This window comes from Ignavibacteria bacterium (assembly GCA_041649015.1).
In the GTDB taxonomy this organism is placed as follows: Bacteria; Bacteroidota; Ignavibacteria; order Tepidaquicellales; family Tepidaquicellaceae; genus CAIKZJ01.
In genome coordinates, this window is record JBAZNU010000002.1 from 284,336 (window position 1) to 301,285 (window position 16,950).

General features: G+C 31.6%; 16 protein-coding genes. 3 read left to right on the forward strand and 13 right to left on the reverse strand.

Annotated elements, in window-relative coordinates; translation table 11 throughout:
* Positions 1-513 precede the first annotated feature (513 nt).
* The 13 genes from WC644_04335 to WC644_04395 form a co-directional block, all read right to left on the reverse strand.
* Positions 514-1,296: a hypothetical protein gene (locus WC644_04335; GenBank protein ID MFA5011162.1), complete on the reverse strand. Its 783-nt coding sequence runs from the start codon at positions 1,294-1,296 to the stop codon at positions 514-516.
* A 296-nt stretch (positions 1,297-1,592) separates the two neighbouring features.
* Entirely contained in the window at positions 1,593-2,816 is a 1,224-nt protein-coding gene (locus WC644_04340; GenBank protein MFA5011163.1) for a DUF87 domain-containing protein, read from the reverse strand.
* Positions 2,803-3,837 (reverse strand): hypothetical protein, encoded by a 1,035-nt coding sequence (locus WC644_04345; protein MFA5011164.1) that lies wholly within the window; start codon positions 3,835-3,837, stop codon positions 2,803-2,805. Before WC644_04345 ends, WC644_04340 begins: the two co-directional genes overlap by 14 nt.
* Complete coding sequence (locus WC644_04350; protein MFA5011165.1) at positions 3,834-4,703, reverse strand: hypothetical protein; 870 nt, start codon at positions 4,701-4,703, stop codon at positions 3,834-3,836. Before WC644_04350 ends, WC644_04345 begins: the two co-directional genes overlap by 4 nt.
* The gene (locus tag WC644_04355) at positions 4,687-5,403 is read right to left on the reverse strand and encodes a hypothetical protein (protein ID MFA5011166.1); all 717 of its coding nucleotides are present in this window, start codon (positions 5,401-5,403) and stop codon (positions 4,687-4,689) included. The genes WC644_04350 and WC644_04355 overlap by 17 nt, the downstream gene beginning before the upstream one ends.
* 933 nt (positions 5,404-6,336) lie before the next feature.
* The gene (locus tag WC644_04360; protein ID MFA5011167.1) at positions 6,337-6,651 is read right to left on the reverse strand and encodes a hypothetical protein; all 315 of its coding nucleotides are present in this window, start codon (positions 6,649-6,651) and stop codon (positions 6,337-6,339) included.
* A gap of 1 nt (position 6,652) precedes the next feature.
* Positions 6,653-7,219, reverse strand: a complete 567-nt coding sequence (locus WC644_04365; GenBank protein ID MFA5011168.1) for a hypothetical protein — start codon at positions 7,217-7,219, stop codon at positions 6,653-6,655.
* Positions 7,220-7,243: 24 nt separating this feature from the next.
* Entirely contained in the window at positions 7,244-7,417 is a 174-nt protein-coding gene (locus WC644_04370) for a hypothetical protein (GenBank protein ID MFA5011169.1), read from the reverse strand.
* A 1-nt stretch (position 7,418) separates the two neighbouring features.
* A complete protein-coding gene (locus WC644_04375; GenBank protein ID MFA5011170.1) occupies positions 7,419-7,577 on the reverse strand; it encodes a hypothetical protein in 159 nt (52 codons plus the stop codon).
* A 4-nt stretch (positions 7,578-7,581) separates the two neighbouring features.
* Positions 7,582-7,728, reverse strand: coding sequence for a hypothetical protein (locus WC644_04380; protein ID MFA5011171.1), 147 nt, complete (start codon positions 7,726-7,728; stop codon positions 7,582-7,584).
* A 200-nt stretch (positions 7,729-7,928) separates the two neighbouring features.
* Positions 7,929-8,387, reverse strand: coding sequence for a DNA repair protein RadC (radC, locus tag WC644_04385; GenBank protein MFA5011172.1), 459 nt, complete (start codon positions 8,385-8,387; stop codon positions 7,929-7,931).
* Between the two features lie 58 nt (positions 8,388-8,445).
* Complete coding sequence (locus WC644_04390; protein ID MFA5011173.1) at positions 8,446-9,234, reverse strand: ArdC-like ssDNA-binding domain-containing protein; 789 nt, start codon at positions 9,232-9,234, stop codon at positions 8,446-8,448.
* Positions 9,235-9,674: 440 nt separating this feature from the next.
* Complete coding sequence (locus tag WC644_04395) at positions 9,675-10,454, reverse strand: hypothetical protein (GenBank protein MFA5011174.1); 780 nt, start codon at positions 10,452-10,454, stop codon at positions 9,675-9,677.
* 941 nt (positions 10,455-11,395) lie between these two features.
* On the opposite strand from WC644_04395, the gene WC644_04400 reads away from it, so the two are divergent.
* From WC644_04400 to WC644_04410, 3 genes are read left to right on the forward strand one after another with little or no spacing between them, the layout of a single operon-like run.
* Positions 11,396-12,646 carry a TolC family protein gene (locus WC644_04400; protein MFA5011175.1) on the forward strand — a complete coding sequence of 417 codons (1,251 nt, stop codon included), beginning with the start codon at positions 11,396-11,398 and terminating at the stop codon, positions 12,644-12,646.
* A 13-nt stretch (positions 12,647-12,659) separates the two neighbouring features.
* Complete coding sequence (locus tag WC644_04405) at positions 12,660-13,829, forward strand: efflux RND transporter periplasmic adaptor subunit (protein MFA5011176.1); 1,170 nt, start codon at positions 12,660-12,662, stop codon at positions 13,827-13,829.
* A 1-nt stretch (position 13,830) separates the two neighbouring features.
* Positions 13,831-16,935 (forward strand): CusA/CzcA family heavy metal efflux RND transporter, encoded by a 3,105-nt coding sequence (locus WC644_04410; protein MFA5011177.1) that lies wholly within the window; start codon positions 13,831-13,833, stop codon positions 16,933-16,935.
* Positions 16,936-16,950 lie beyond the last annotated feature (15 nt).

A 16,950-nucleotide genomic window follows, 5' to 3' on the forward strand; every position in this document is an offset into this window, starting at 1 on the left:
GTTCACCGTAAAATCTTACGTCCAATTAAAGAATATTGAGCCTAAAGTAACAAAGAGGTACTTTGATACCTCTTTTGTGTTTTCGTGCGTTATAGGGCAATTTTTAGCCTCTGGTAATGTGTTATTTGCACATACTAAGTCTATAATTGCCTAATGATTCAAAAAGTATATGTGCTTGGAATAATACTCGCAAAATAATTTACGAATTTTGTCAATAATAAAATCACCGAACTAATCAATTCAAGAGTCTCATTTCCGAAAACGAAAAATATTATATATATAAAAATAAGGAAAAGTATGAAGCGAATCATATAATTAATGATTTCTTTTTTTTAATACGTAAATAATTATCAAAAGCAATATAATGTTAATATTATTCTGATTTTTTATTCTTCTTATTAAATTCAGGATTTCGATCATAATGTTAGTTTAAGATTTATTAGCTATATTATATCAAACAGGAAAATAATTGCAAGTAAAAAGCCCTGTCAAGAGGATAACAGGGCTTTTAGTTTACAAAAGAGACTTAATATCTTCTTCTGTGAGCTCAGATACTTTTTTATCAATCTGGGGTGCTTGTATAAAAAGGTTCTTAGATAGTCTGATGACGATATTGTCAGGTTCAGAATGAAGTAAAAGAATATGCTTAAATGCTTTAAGCTGTCTTTCCTGTTCTTCAGTCATTGACTTAGCCATTAAAGCTACGGTGTTAGGATATCCGATTGATAAAAGATGAAAAACATCAAAAGTGCTTGGTACTAAGATAGCGAACGGTTCTTTTACCCTGTGAATGTTATAAACAGTTCGTTTAAAATTCTTAGGGAAAAGCCAATTTCCTGTTTTATTGTCATAAGCAATGTAACCAGTATGATTTCCGTTTTCATCAAAAACCTTAAAAGCAATTTTACCGGCAAATATACTTTTTTGCCTGACAATACCTACTTCATACTCTTTCGCGATTTCTTCTGTAATCCCGTAAGGCTCTAACATCTTATGATGTTCAAGTAAGAGATTAGGAAGTTCTTTCTTTTGTTCTTGAGCCTGTGATTGAAATTGAGTTTTGATTTCAAGCGCGGCTGTCCTTAAATCAATTTCTTTTATATTAGAAAGAAAGTTTATTACTGAGCCTTTGTTTTGACCTTTAGGTTCAAAGAAAAGGTTCTTAGAGACATTGATAATAAAGCCATCTCCTTTTAATTCCCCGTTATCCTGTTGATAGGGGATATTAAGCCAGTCCAATAAATCTTTGAAAGGAACTGTGCTTATTTCTGCGAAATTAAGATATGTGTTTGACAAGGTACAATACTCCTTATTTTAAGTTTATTTTATTGTACCATATAGCAAAAGAAATAGCAAACTTTGTGATGCTATTCCTAATGCTTTAAGTAAGTCTAACAATTAAGAAAAGTTTGTGGGACTAACTCGTCTTAACCGCAATTTTGAGCAAGTCCTTCTTCCCATATATCCCAAGCCCCCTAAGGCATTACACCAAAAGGGCGTGCAAATGAATAGTTGAATATACGGTCATAATACTCAATCTTAAAAGTACTACCAAGTCAAGCAACACATTTCAGACTTACATATTTAATATATCAAAAATTAATCCATTCGTCACCTAAAAACATAAATGATTGATTTGTTATGGTAGGTTTTTCTTTTATTATTATTTCGGGTGTGTCTTCAAGTTTAGGCGGATATGTTTCTACTAAAATGTTATTGGTACCCAGTCTGACTAGCGCTTGATATTTCGGAAGATTAAAAAGGTCTTTAGTTTTTACATCAAAAATAGGTGCAAAGCGTTCTGCTTCTTCATCACCGCAACGAAAACAAATAGTTGTTCCGACATTTCCAAAAATAGAGCCAAGAATGTTTTTAGGTATCTGTTGAAAGTTTTGGTGTGCTAAAGTAAAACCTACTTTAGAGCTTCGACTTCTAGCTAATAGTTCAGAGAAAAGACTTGAAACTACTATTTGAAATTCGTCAACGTAAACCATTAAAGGATTAAGTTTCTTATCAGCAAATTCACAATAAGAAAGTACAGCGTATACAATAAGATTAGATAAATAAATTCTACTATTACGATTCATTCGTGAAGTATCTACTAAAACAACTTTGTTATTTTCTACAATGTTTGTTATATCTAATTCGTTTTTACCAATAACAAAATCTTTCATTTCACCTGTTGAGATTTCAATTAAACGGGAAGCTAATCTCTGCGCGCTTTCAATTTTATATCTATTACGAGGTATATTTCTATCTTTTTCATCAAAATCTTTCCAATAAATATACTCATCACTCATTGGTCTTAGTGTGCTTAAAAGCTTTTGTCTTGTTTCGGGATATAATAAAAACTTAGTAAGGTATTCAAGATTTTTATCTTCTTCTTTAGTAATTGACCTCATAGCAACTCCAATTATTTCTCTCATTAAAACTGTGCTTTCAGGATTAGAAGCGGTTAATGTTACTAAAACATCAAGAATCTGAATAAACTCTTGAATTATATTATCTAATTTGTAGCCTTCTTTATTTAAAGGATTTATAACAATTGGGCTTTTAATCGAAATATAAATTATTCGTGATTTGTCTTCGGTTAGTTCATAAAGTTTTTTAACACTGTCACCTTTAGGGTCAATAAAAATAGTGGCAATACCTTGCTTAATATCATATTCAGCCATTCGTTCCAGTAGGGAAGACTTACCCATACCAGTTTTACCCACAATATAAGTATGTTCAAAGCGGTCTTTTAGATCATATATCTCTGGTTGTTCATGATTAAAATCATTTAAAAATCCTAAACTAAGATTATATCTTTCCATTATCTAAATATTTTAACCTTTCTCTTTCTAATTTTGCTTTAAGAGTATCTTTTTTTGCTTCATTTTCATCAGCTTCATATTCGATTTTTCTAGCTTCTGCATTTTGTTTTCTAATTACGAATTCTTTAACTTGCTCTTGCAATTCCATATCTTTATCAGGATTCTCAGCATTTTCATTACCTAATTGAACAGTCACATATGATTTTAGTACTGCGGGTAATTCATTAAAATATTTTACAGCTTCAGCTAAAATTAGAGCCACCTGTGTTTCTTTCAAACCTTTAGCAATCATTAATTGATATTCGGCTTCTGATTTTAATTTAAGTACTAAATTTTCTGTCTCAACTTTCTCTCTTAAAGCTCTTTGCATTAAAATATCTTCTTCTAATCTTTCTTCTTCTAAACTCATTATTTTTATTCTATGTTGATATTCAAATTTAACGAAATTCAAATCGACTTTAGATTGTTCTAATTGTTTTTGTAAATCATTTCTTTTTATTAAAGTTAATTTTTCTATTGTCTCAAAACTCAAAATAGAATCAGCGTGTAATTGCATTAATTCATTTCCAGTATCCCTAAGAGATGTTATATAACGACCGATAATCTTAACTCTTTCAACATCGAATTCTAATCTATGATTACCCCAACCCTTAAAAAATACCGGACCAGGCTTAGTCATTTCATAAGCCATTTTTTTGACTAATGATTTCATTGTTAACTGCGATAAATCATATTCAATTATTTGGTTATCTTTATTTAATACTGACATTGCTGATCTCCCTTTGTTTTGTTTATTAAAATTTTTCGGATTTGGTAAAAAAGATTCATTGATTTTTAGGTCTTTATATGATTTACTAGAAGCATAGAATAATAATAATGAAATGAACCCTGCAATTATGGCAATCATACCCCATCCTGAATCTGTAAAAAATTGCTTAGTTAAATCCCAACCATTGCAAGAAAAATCAATTAGACTTCCAACAAAAACAACTATTGCTAATCCTATAATAAACCAAATCATTTTTTATTCTTTTTATTTTTCGAATTTTTATTTTTGTTTAATTTATTAGTTTCAATTTTTTTATTATATGCAAATTGAGATGGCAAAATTGTACTTCCATTACTTACACCTTCCCACACTTCTAATGTTTGACTAAATAACTCATTAATATGATCAGAGTAAAACATAAAATCTATATATGTAGTATCTTGAAATGTAATATTCCAATTCCTAGGCAAATTTAAAGATATTTTATTATTTTCATCTTGAGTCCAAGATGTACTTTTACCAGTAATATATCTATATCCATTTATTATAATTCCATAAAAATCAGCATCAGTTTTTATGGTATAAGGTTTATTTGGTTTAAAAGTAAAAGTTGGCAATGGTTCACTGTAATAAAAATTTATCTTCCAATAAGTTTTTTCATAACTATGTTGTTTGAAAGCGAAAAACCAAGTAATTATACCTATTGATATAAAAGCAAAAAAATAAGCAAAAACACGTTGTCTTAATTTAAGATAGAAACTCAATCCTCCGAATAACGTATACTTTCCAAATCCTCTGTTAGCCCAAATTCTTTTTATTATGTGAAATTCATTTACAATTACACTGGGAATATCTCTAAAACCAAAATATAACATTTTAAGAAAAAACCAAATTAAAATAATTGAAAGAATAAAACCTACCACGATCATTACTATTGCGAATGGCCATGCTACTACATTTAAAATTTCTCCTCCGGTAGAATAAGTGTGCTTCATTATTTCACTGAAATGAGCAACATGCCGATAACTAATATAAGATAAATATTCTATTAATGCGCTTGCGACAAGAAAGAGTAAAGTTTTAAATGGAGTTATTTTATAATCAAAAATCTCGTACAATATTAAATCCTTTTCCTAAATCAATATTTAAATTACCAAAAATAGTTACAGTAAATTTTATTGAATGAATATCTGGTTTTGGAAGGTTTAAAAGCTCACAATATTCTGTCCACTTTACAAAAAATTGTATATCAGTTGCTAGATTTAAATAATTCTGTTTTTTCTTTTTAATAACATCTTCCCATTCAGGTTTTTTTGCCTCAACTTCAATAAAAGTTAATTTATATTTCTTTTCCTTTTTATCTAATTCAACTAATAAAGCATCAGGAATAAGATATCCAAAATTCGGGTAAAGAAACGTTAAAAAAGTTTCCTCTTTTGTTTTTTCTCTAAATATCTTAATTAAAACTTCGGTATTGTTAAGCTCGTTTATATCGCCTTTGCCTTTGGGTTCTTCTGGTAGGGGAAATTGGTAACCCCCGGCTTCTCTTAATATAGGGAAAGCTAAATCAGTCGAACAATATACATCTTCGCTTGGACTAAAAAGATATCCTCTTTCGCACAATTCTTTCAATTTCCAATCAAACGTAACCTTAAAAAGATGCGATTTTATTTTAGTGTATTGGGACTTTCGGACATACTTAAACAACCTTGTGTAGTAAAACACATCATATAATGATCGCCAAGTGCCACCACCTTTCTTCGAGATAAGGTGTTCTAATTCCGGTATTTTTACTATTCTGTAAGTGCTAATTTCCATATACGTACCTCGTATAAAATACAAAAATTAGCCATATTTTAATATACGACTTTTTTTCCTTATCTCTTTATACAAAAGGCATTTAGCTAAAATATACGAGCTGACATTATACTCTAGTATCTAATACTCTCTCTTAATAAAAGGTCTTTTGGGCGGGTAAGCGGGTCTTAACTCTCCTTCTTTTATCTTTATCTAACTATGGTTTCATCAACTCATACAAATCTACTATACATTCGTAGCTAGTTCAAATTCTTTATTATTTATTTTCAATTCATCATAAGTAATCACCTGTACTTCCATATCGACTTCCTGTTCAAGGATTCTCTACATTCATATCGACTTCCTGTTCAAGGATTCTCTACATTCATATCAACTTCCTGTTCAAGGATTCTCTACATTCATATCGACTTCCTGTTCAAGGATTCTCTACATTCATATCAACTTCCTGTTCAAGGATTCTCTCAATTTCTTTCTTATGCTTTCCTTCATTTCAAGGTTCAACTCTATACACCAGTATCTCTCTAATTTTTATCTAATTTATTTTCTCAAATTTCTTTAATCTTAATGTTATTTATATCTAAGTTATTCTGATATCCTCTTTAATCTTTATTTATTTTTGTCTCTAAAATCTTTTTTATTCATAAGCTTTTAATCAACTCGGTTAATTCCGCTTCATTTAAATAAATTTATATTTTTTATTTATCCACACTTCGAGTGAATGTCATTGAGCGAAGCGATATTGACATTCTTAACGAGAATGTGTGGTATTATTTTTAATTTATTTTTTCAACAATCATCCTTCACGTTTTAGTTTATGGTTTCTAATCCCACCTGTTAGATAATTTTGGTTGTCTAACAAGTGGGATTTTTTAATTATTCTTAAAATCATTTCCTTAATCCGTTGCGGACGGATTTTCTTTCTAAAACTTCGTTTCATATTTCATAATGATTTAATTCTTTTGATTCAGTAGTGAATAATGAATCTTGTCTATATTTAATCGTCTGATTTTCAGGTCGTAAATCAATTTTATCTCGTGTATATAATTTCATAAACTTTTCAGTCGGATAAAAGGTTTTGAATTTACCGTCTTTTTTTCGATGCAATAATCCTTTAGCCAATAATTCTCTGCAACGCTTTGGAGTTTCACTTCCAAAAAAACCTTCTTTGTATTTTCTATCAGATAGTTTTGCCGGTGTTATTTTTCCAAACTCTTTAACGTATTCAATTACTAATTTCCATTGTTCCATATTAGAAAGGTATATTAGCTATTGCCTTATCTAATTCATCTGGCAAATTATCATTCCTTAAATAAGGTTCTAATTTATAGTACCAATTGGCAAGCTCTTTAACATCTTTTTTAGCGTCTTCAATACTATATTCAACAAAACTATCAATTTTTTTTGAAATAATTAAAGAAGCATTATTTATTGCATTCATCCATTTTATATCATCCCGCTTTTCATGTCTTATCTCTTTCCATTTTTCATCTTCCCCTGTTACCTTTGACTGTGCCGTCTCTATTTCATCCTCTTCCTGTTTTACGGGAATAGCGTTTGCGATTGTTCGATAAATTATAGTCTTCCCTCCATATTCTCCTTGTTCCTCTCGATAAGAAATATCAAAAGATTTTCCAACTCCCATTTTAGGCGTACTGCTAAAAGCTATATAAGCCATGCTGTCTGTTCCGTCTTGTTTTGATTGCCATAATTGATATGACTTATTATCACTTCCTTTAATCTTAAACATTGTCTTGCCGTTTTTTGTAGTCTTTGGTTCAACTGATAAAATAGTTATTGTTGTTTTAAGTAATTCCATATTAAAAATGATTAATAATAAATTTTATTTATTGCATTTTTCACAATCAGCGAATGAACACTTTCCCCTGGCATTATGAATTTCCTCTTTTCTTCTTTGTTTTAAAGTTTCTGCTAATGCTTCTCTCAATTTTTTATTATGTTCTTCCATTATAGGATTTTCTTTTTTATGTAGATTTGGTCTGTTATAAGTTCCCATATTATTTAAATAGGTTTGTAATGTAGTTTTCTAAATCTTCCTGCATTGTTCGACCTTTAGGATATTTGTATTTTAGATATGCTTGGTATCTTTTAAGTTTTTCATCGTAAAGTTTTAACTTGATAGTTTTAAATTTTCCTAAAATCCATCTTTTTTTCATATTATTAAAATTCAACTTCTTTATTTTCCAATGTTTCTTTCATTGACTGTATCTGTTCGCCAATGTATTCTGCATCTATAATAGCAGCTTCGTGATAATTACGAGAGATAATATTCCCATTCTCATCTCTCAAAGTTATTGTGTATGTCATATTGTTTAATTTAGAAGGGCTTATTTACCCTTATACTCTCATTATACACCCTGATATTAAACCTGTCAACCCCTATAAAATAAGGGTTATTAGGGTATTTTATAATATCGTGGGCACTTATCCACAACTATAAAAAAAGCCACTATTCTCAAGTGGCTTTTGCGTTCCTGTTAATTGAAAGAGCTTACTGTTCCTCCTTTCTAAATTAGCCCTTTATTCTTAAAGGATAGATAAGATGTTTCGGTTATAATTAAATGGTCAATAACCTCAATTCCTATGTACTTACTGACTTCTATAAGTCTCTTTGTTATTTTTATATCATCCTCGCTTGGTTCAGCTTCACCTGACGGGTGGTTATGAGCAATAATTATCTGTGCAGAGTGTCTTTTAATAGCGGTTTCAAAGACTTCTCGTGGGTGTACAAGACTTGCGGTCAATGTTCCGATACTAATAACATCAACAGAGATTAGCCTGTTTCTGACATCTAAACAGCAAACGAAAAAATGTTCTTTGAAATAATCGGTGGTCTTTTCTTTAAGTATTGAGTAAAGAATTTCTGGTGAAGTTATTGCTTCAGTTTTTAATCTTGATGATTCATTTACTAAGACTTCATCTTTTATAAGTAGAGGTCTAAGAAGTTCATCAATAAGGTGTGTCATTGGTTTCTTAACTTCTTTAGCTTTCTTATAAAGAATTGGGATTAAGTCCTCTCTTATTTTAGGCGTGTACAAGGTTTAACTCCTTTCTTAGAATTAAGTTTAAGATTTTTTCAACATCTGAAACGACTCGCAAAACTGCGGAGTGTGGAGTGATATTCAAGTCTTTAGCATAACTCTCTATATAGCGGTAAGAATTGCCAAAATATTTATCTCCGTTTTTTCCGACTATTCGGCAAAGAGTATGAGCGCCAAGTTCGGCAATTATTTCCTGTAATGGATCTTGACCATTTTTCAATTTGCCTTTTATTTTTTCATCAGCACAATGGCATAATTCATGAAAAAAGGTTTTTTCTTCAGGAGTTGCTAAAGCGATTATTTTCTTATCAGGGCTGTAATATCCGTAATGTTCGTAGTTTCCTGGAATTGCTTCTACTGATATGCCCCACTCTTTTGCTCTTTCAATCAGAGGAAGTTCAGGCAAGACTAATTTTTGATAGTCAAGTAATTCGCCGTCTGTGTCTTCAAAGCGAAAGACATTTCCGGAAACAAAACCGACAAGTGTTAAAACTTCTTCATCTTTCTTGTCTTTCTGCTTCTTGAAATAGGGGACTAATATTGAAAACGATTTAGCTCCCTTTTTAACATGTCGGTTTACTTCAAGCCATTGACGATAACCTCTGGCATCACTTGTCTTTGAGAAAAACATAATGAGGTGATTCATCAAACTCCATTTCGCTGACGGTATATTGGGAATAGGGTACATCGAATAAGCAATAGCTTCAGGTATATTGGCGGTTTTAAATTGTTCAATAACTTGATCTAAAACCTGCTTTACTTTTGGAAGCATATATTTTTCCCTTCTTGACGGAAAATAAAAAACCGGATGCGCCCGTCTTAACGCTATCCGGCAATTTCTGAAAAGCAACGGAGACCTTGTTCTTGTCAAGGTGGAATTTACCTTGATAAGAAAAGAGGTGTTGCTAAAATTAAAAAGACTGGATAGCGTTAGGTTTTAAGAGGTATGTTTTCGGAATTAGTTTTTCCAAAACATAAGACAGGATAAGAACATAAAGTATATGGTTTATGTGTAAAGTTATTGATAAGTATTCACCATACACGACTGGCAAATAATAGTAGTAGGTTAGTAAGTTAAAATCACCTATGGGGATTAAAGCTATAAAATCTTCAATATTTGTCAGCATATATTCTGCCGAGAGGAATAAGATTATAAATCTCATTAATAACTCCTTTCTTTAATGTTTATTTAGTTGTAATGAACTAAGATTATTATAGCACTAAAGAGATTTTATTACCATCCGGGGTGTACCATACTTTTTCATTCAGGCGGTAAAAGTCAGGAAAAGGCATAAAGAGGTACTTGTCAGGAAGGTTCTTAGCTAACTTAGCCAATTCTCTTGTCTTTTCGTGGAGTGTTACAATTTCATTTGTAAGGAGTTCATATTGCTGTGGTCTGGCAAAAACATTATACCAAGTATTAGTATAAACAAATAGGACTGTAAAGTTTTTAGGATTATCAAACTTTTTAGTTCTCATATTATAAAACATATCATTGTATATTTTAAACTTTGCTCTTTCGGTACGATCGATGGTTTTCTTTCTTTCTATTTCGATTAGGAATTTATGAGTTTCGTTTCCATGAACAGTAATAGTTATGTCAGGCATTAAAGAACTAAATTTCTGGTTATATCTTATTTCGGTGTTTCTACTTCCGTAAAAATTAAGCCAAGCTAAGGCAAAATCGAATTTCATACTTTCATGCATTATATTATAAGGAGATTTTGGATAACCTTTATATTTATAATCATCTCTTCCGATATAATTAGCCCCCCTTTTAGTAATGGCGTAAAAAACTTCTTGCGATGGATTTCGAGGTTTAGTAATCGGGTCAAGTTTCTTTATTAGTTCTTTAGCTTCAAAGAAATGAAATAGCTTACGTGCTTGTAAAAGTGAGCCTGCGTAACTTGTGGCATTAGGTGAGTAGAAATTATTTAAAGTGGCTACTCCCCCAATATCTATTAGTTTTTCTAGGTAGGATTTTTTAGTCATATTATTAAAAATATATTATTAAGCCGATATTAGTTCCGACAGGATACCAACACGCTTTGTATTATCCGATTATTAGAGGTAATCAGAGTGGGTTGGTATCCTGTGATTGAGCATTGTGAAATCAAGGACTTGATATCGGCACTATATTATAAGATGCAATGTTTACTGCTGTCAGCAAGATTTATTAAATTATTAGTATTTGCTAAACTGATAATATTGTAGATAATTCCTGTTATCCATATTTTAATTATATATATAGACTAAAAACTTGTCAATAGCTATTTGCTAACTGTTTTATTTATATAACCTTAATATCAGTTTGCTGTTCAAATAAAAATGTAACCAAAACAAGCATTATAAAGAGTAAGTATTTCATTTAGATATATCTCTCATTTAATTCAAACATAAATCAGAAAAAGCAAGATTTCAATTTATCCGGAATGTTATTTCTTTATTTGATATGCCTATATTGATATATAAAAAAACGAAAAAATATAAGTACCCTATCCTGACTCATTTTTGTAACTTTAATATTAAAGTTATTGTTATTATCTTTATATATTAATGAATAAAATTAAACACATATTAAGCTTTTTAATTCTGATTGTAATAGGATTCTTGTTTTTACATTCTGAATTAGATTTATTCACACCTGAACAGCATTTCCATACAACGCATGATTTTTGTGACATTATAAATGGTGCCAAAACCGAAAACGTAAATCTTGATAATGCAAAAATCCTGAATATTGATTTATACAATAACTTCTTAAATATTCCTATTCTTGTTTCAACCGATATACATAAATCTATAATTAATCCCCAAAAAACAAAAACAGTTACTAAATTTAATATCTTATATAGTTCTTTCCTGATTTAGCCCTTTTCTTCCACAAATAGCGACTCAATTTTCTAAATTTTTTAATTACCAAAAAAATAATTATGAAACATATTATATGTTTGATATTACTAATCCTTGTATATAGAAATATTATAGGACAGGATAATCTTCCTCAAAGTATAAGTTTATCAGACGCAGAAAGAATAGCAAGAGAAAACAAACCGGAACTAAAAAAAGGTATCAATAAAATCTCCTCTGCAAGAGGTAAATATTTAATTGGTATTTCTCCTCAAATGCCGGAATTGTCCCTGACCTATGATTTTGTTCCGTTAGGCACAGGCTTAGGCAACTATGAAGAGAGAAGTATAGAACTCAATCAAAACATTGAATTTCCTTTAAAGACAATTTATAAAAGCAACCAACTTAATAATTCAATTGATATAGTCAGAGCAGAAAATGAAGTTACAAATTTAAATGTAATAAATGATGTAAGGAGAGCATATATTATTTTACTTGAAAAGCAAGCTTTAATAAACATTGCTGAAGAGAATAGTATTGTAGCAAATGAGTTTAAGACAAAATCAACAATCCGTTATAACGTTGGTGAGGCAACCAATCTTGAAAAATTAACAGCAGATGTTCAATATACTCAAGCCTTAAACAATCTCGAAGTAATAAAGAATCAGTATAAGAATGCATTAAGTGATTTACTATATTCAATTGGGATAAAGGAAATTTCTAATGATTATAATCCATTATTAACCGATTCATTAATATATATACCTTTTTCCGAAACCATTGAAATGGTGCTTCTAAAAACAAAAAATACTAATCCGTTACTATTGCTTTCCGGGTTAAAAAAATCAAATTCACTCATCGGGAAGAAAATAGCAATAAGCTCTTATCTACCGGATTTTTCGCTTGGATATAAACGTCAATCAATAAACGGAGTAAATAATTATTATGGTGTGAACTTTGGCATATCAGTTCCCTTGTGGTTTATGTTTGACCAAAAAGGCAAAATTGAAGAAGCAAATGCAGAGATAAAAATATCAGAAAACGAATTCGATGAAAACTACATTAGTGTTGTAAATGCAACAAAAAAAGCATTTGTGAATTTAAAAAACAGCGAGAAACAAATTTTACTATACAAAAATGCATTAATACCCGAATCAGAAGAAATTTACAGGGTTGCAAATGCAAGCTATCAAATTGGTGAGATTACATATCTTGAATATTTACAGGCTAACCAAACGCTAATTAAAACAAAAGAAAATTATTTCTCGGTTCTTAAAGACTACAATTTGAATATAATCGAGCTTGAAAAAGCTATTGGTAAAAAATTATTTTAAAAGAATAACAATAATGAAAAATATATTAATAATATTATTTATAATAATACTTGTTTCCGGTTGCGGAAATGAAAAGATAGAAGAAAGCAAAGAAAATAAGACCGAAAATACTGAAAAGGAAAAAATCGAATCAGTGATTTTATCTAAAGAGTCACAGGAAAAAATTAACTTGGAAACGGAAGTCATTAAAGAAGAACAATATAACAGTTTTATAAAAATACCCGCTGTTGTAATTACAGACCAGAATTATGAAGCACAGGTAGGACCAATAGTAGCAGGAAGAGTAAAAACTGTTTTTGCAAATGTCGGGTCTTATGTAAATGCAGGTCAAACTATAATGCTTATTGAAGGGCTCGAAATCGGTGTACTGAAAGCAGATTTTTTAAAAGCTAAAACAACACTGGATTTCACTGAGCAAGAATTCAACAGACAGAAATCTCTTTCAGAACAAAATGCGGGTTCGCAAAAAAACTTAATTTCGTCGAAAGCCGAATTCGAAAAAGCTCGGGCTGAATTTAATTCTATGGATAAGAAAATCCATTCTATTGGGCTTAAAGATGAAGATATTGTAAACGATAAAAATGATTTACACACTTCAGGTGATTTAGCAATTAAATCACCAATAAGCGGAGTGATAGTTGAACGCAATGTGGTAGTTGGACAGTATGTGGAATCTTCTACAATCGCATTTAAAATTCTTAACACAAAATCACTTCTTGTTGACGGACAAATTTATGAGAATGATTTTAATAAACTCGGAAACAATAAATCTGTAGAATTCAAAACGCCGTCAGTTCCAAACGAGATATTCTCATGCGAAATAGTATATAAAGGTCAGTCGATAGATGAAAAAACAAGAATGATAAAAGTCAGGGCAAAGGTAAGTAATCCAAGAAGCAGATTGTTGCCTCAAATGTTCGGTGATTTGATGATCAAATTGGCTGAAAGCAAAAGTGGTTTATTCGTTCCTTCATCAGCCATTCATAAAGATAACGAACAAAGTTTTATTTTTATTCAGGAAAACGACAGTACATTTAAAATGATTGAGGTCAAAACCGGTGTGGAGTTTGATGAAAAAGTAGAAATAGTTTCCGGATTAAAAGAAAATGATAGAATAGTTGTTAATGGGGTATTCGAATTAAAATCCGAATTACAAAAAGAATCATTCGGAGAGGGAGAATAGTATGCTTGAAAAAATTATATCCCGGACTCTTCATTACAGAAATTATGTTGTAATATTCTCTTTGTTGATTATAGGAATCGGTATTTTTGTATATCAAAAACTGCCAATCGATGCTTTTCCCGATGTAACTAATGTTCAGGTCGAAATTGTTGGCAAAGCTCCCGGATTGTCGGCACTTGAGATAGAAAAATTTGTAACATTTCCTGTTGAATATTCTATGCGCGGTGTTCCTGACCTTGTTCAAATGCGGTCTATTACAAAATTCGGATTATCTGTAATTACATTAGTATTTAAAGATAACGTTGATATTTACTTCGCAAGAAACCTTGTCTTCCAGCGCCTTCAGGAAGCAAGAGAAAAAGTGCCGGAGGGTGTTGATGTTGAGATGGGACCCGTTGCTACTGCAATGGGAGAAATATATCAGTTCACTCTTGAAGGAAAAATACCGGCGGATGAAAAAGAAAAGCAAAAATATTTAACAGAATTAAGGACGATGCAGGAGTGGATAATTACTCCTCTCCTGAAAACTGTTCCCGGTGTAAATGAAATAAATTCTTTTGGCGGATATTTTAAACAATATCAGGTTGTGGTTTCTCCTGATAAATTGATAAAGTATGATTTAACGGTTGAAGATGTTTTTACTGCCATTCAGAAGAATAATAAAAACGTAGGCGGCAACATTCTCAATAAAAACTCTTCACAAATCATCGTAAGAGGAGTTGGTCTTCTTAAAACAGAAAGTGATTTAAAAAATATAACGTTAAAATCATTTAATGGTACTCCTGTTTTTATTAGAGATGTGGCTGAAGTGAAAATTGGAGAGGCAGTCAGGCAGGGAGCCGCAATGATGAACGGAAAAGATGAATCAGTCGGCGGAATTGTGATGATGCTGAAGGGAGAAAATGGAAGGGAAGTTGTTAAAAATGTTAAGGAAAAAGTAGATGAAATAAATAACGGCAACGTATTGCCAAAAGGTATTAAGATTGTTCCGTATTACGACAGAAGTGACATCGTGAACAGTAGTGTCCGGACGGTAATTAAAGCCCTTATTGAAGGTGCGATATTTGTCGTTATAATTTTATATTTGTTGTTAAGAAATTTTCGCGGAGCAGTGATTGTAATATTTGCATTAGCTTTATCAATTCTTATGACCTTTATAGTTATGAAACTGACAGGGCTTGACGCAAACCTTATGTCGCTTGGAGGTCTGGCTATTTCAATCGGTATGATTATAGACGCCACAATCATACAGGTAGAAAATGTACAGAGGCACTTAAGCGAAATTAAAAAAGAGGGGAATAAATTATTAACTGTTTTAAATGCAGTGATTGAAGTAAGAAAGCCAAGCATACTCGGTGAACTTATTATCGCTATAACATTTATTCCTATCATATCACTTGAAGGTCTTGAAGGTAAAATGTTTACCCCCCTTGCTTTAACGGTTGCTATTGCACTCTTATCATCGTTAATACTTTCAATCTTTGTTATTCCTGCACTATCTTCAATCTTTCTTAAATCAGGTGCGGAAAAAGAAAGCATAATAATGAAATACGCAAAGAAACTATATTTGCCTGTTCTTAACTGGTCTTTGAAAAGAAAATATGCAGTTTTAGTTATTGCAATTATATTATTTAGTTTTACAATTTATTTACTGCCTAAATTAGGAACGGAATTTATTCCCGTAATGGATGAAGGTGCATTTGATATGGACGTTCAGTTACTTCCGGAAGTGTCACTGGATAAATCGCTGGAAATTAATAAAAAGGTTGCACAGATATTAATGAAATTTCCAGAACTGAAAATGGTAATATCGCGAACAGGTCAGACAGGTGTTTCTGTAGAAGCACGCGGTATAGACAAAACAGGTTTTACCGGAATTTTCATTCCGCGCGATCAGTGGAAAACAGCTACGGATAATGAAGAGATGGTAAACTTGATGCGTGACAGTCTTGCCTCAATACCCGGAATAGTATTCAGTTTCAGCCAGCCGATACAATGTAGAATAGATGAACTCGTTGCAGGAACAAAAGCACAATTAATAGTAAAACTTTTTGGAGATGATATTGACCTTCTCAAAGTTAAAGCAGATGAAATATCTAAAGTGATATTGGGTATTCGCGGTGCAACTGACGTTGTCGTCGAGCGTGTTGCCGGACAGCCTTATCTTTCCATAAATGTTGACAGGGAAAAAATTTCCCGCTATGGTTTAAACGTGAGTGATGTTTTGAATATTATGGAGATTACTGTCGGTGGAATGACGTCAACACAACTATATGAGGACAATAAATCTTTTGATGTTGTTGTTCGGTTCCCTGAAGAATACAGAAATTCTGTGGAAAAAGTCGGAAATATACTCGTTCCGACTCCGCATGGCTACAACGTTCCATTAAGTCAGTTAGCAAATATATCAATTTCAAAGGGTCCTGTACAGATTAGCCGTCAGGACGGACAGAGAAGAATAGGTATTGAGATGAACATAAAAGACAGGGACATTGGTACTTTCGTTTCGGAAGCACAGGAAAAGATTAAAAAGAAAATAAATTTACCAGCAGGATATTACACTACCTGGGGCGGACAGTTTGAAAACCAGCAGAGGGCAATGGCTAAGTTGTTAATCATTCTCCCGGTTTCGATATTAATAATTCTGTCGCTTTTGTTTCTGACATTCAAATCATTCAGGCTGGCATTACTTGTTATTTTTAATTTACCTTTTGCATTAATAGGGGGTGTGTTTGCACTGTTTATATCAGGATTGTATTTGTCAGTACCGGCATCAGTTGGATTCATTGTGTTGTTTGGAGTAGCGGTACTTAACGGAGTCGTAATAGTCTCTTACATTTCTCAGTTACGTCAGGATGGAATGGAAATACAGGAAGCAATCATAAAAGGCTGTAACGACAGACTTCGTCCCGTACTTATGACAGCTTCGATAGCAATATTCAGTTTAATCCCGATGCTGTACGCAACAGGTCCCGGTTCGGAAATACAGAGACCTCTTGCAACTGTAGTAGTAGGCGGTTTGTTTACATCAACTTTTTTAACTCTCGTACTTATACCAACTATATACAGCTGGTTTGAAAAGCGCGAAGTGGAGAAAGAATTATAATTTATAACTAAATGG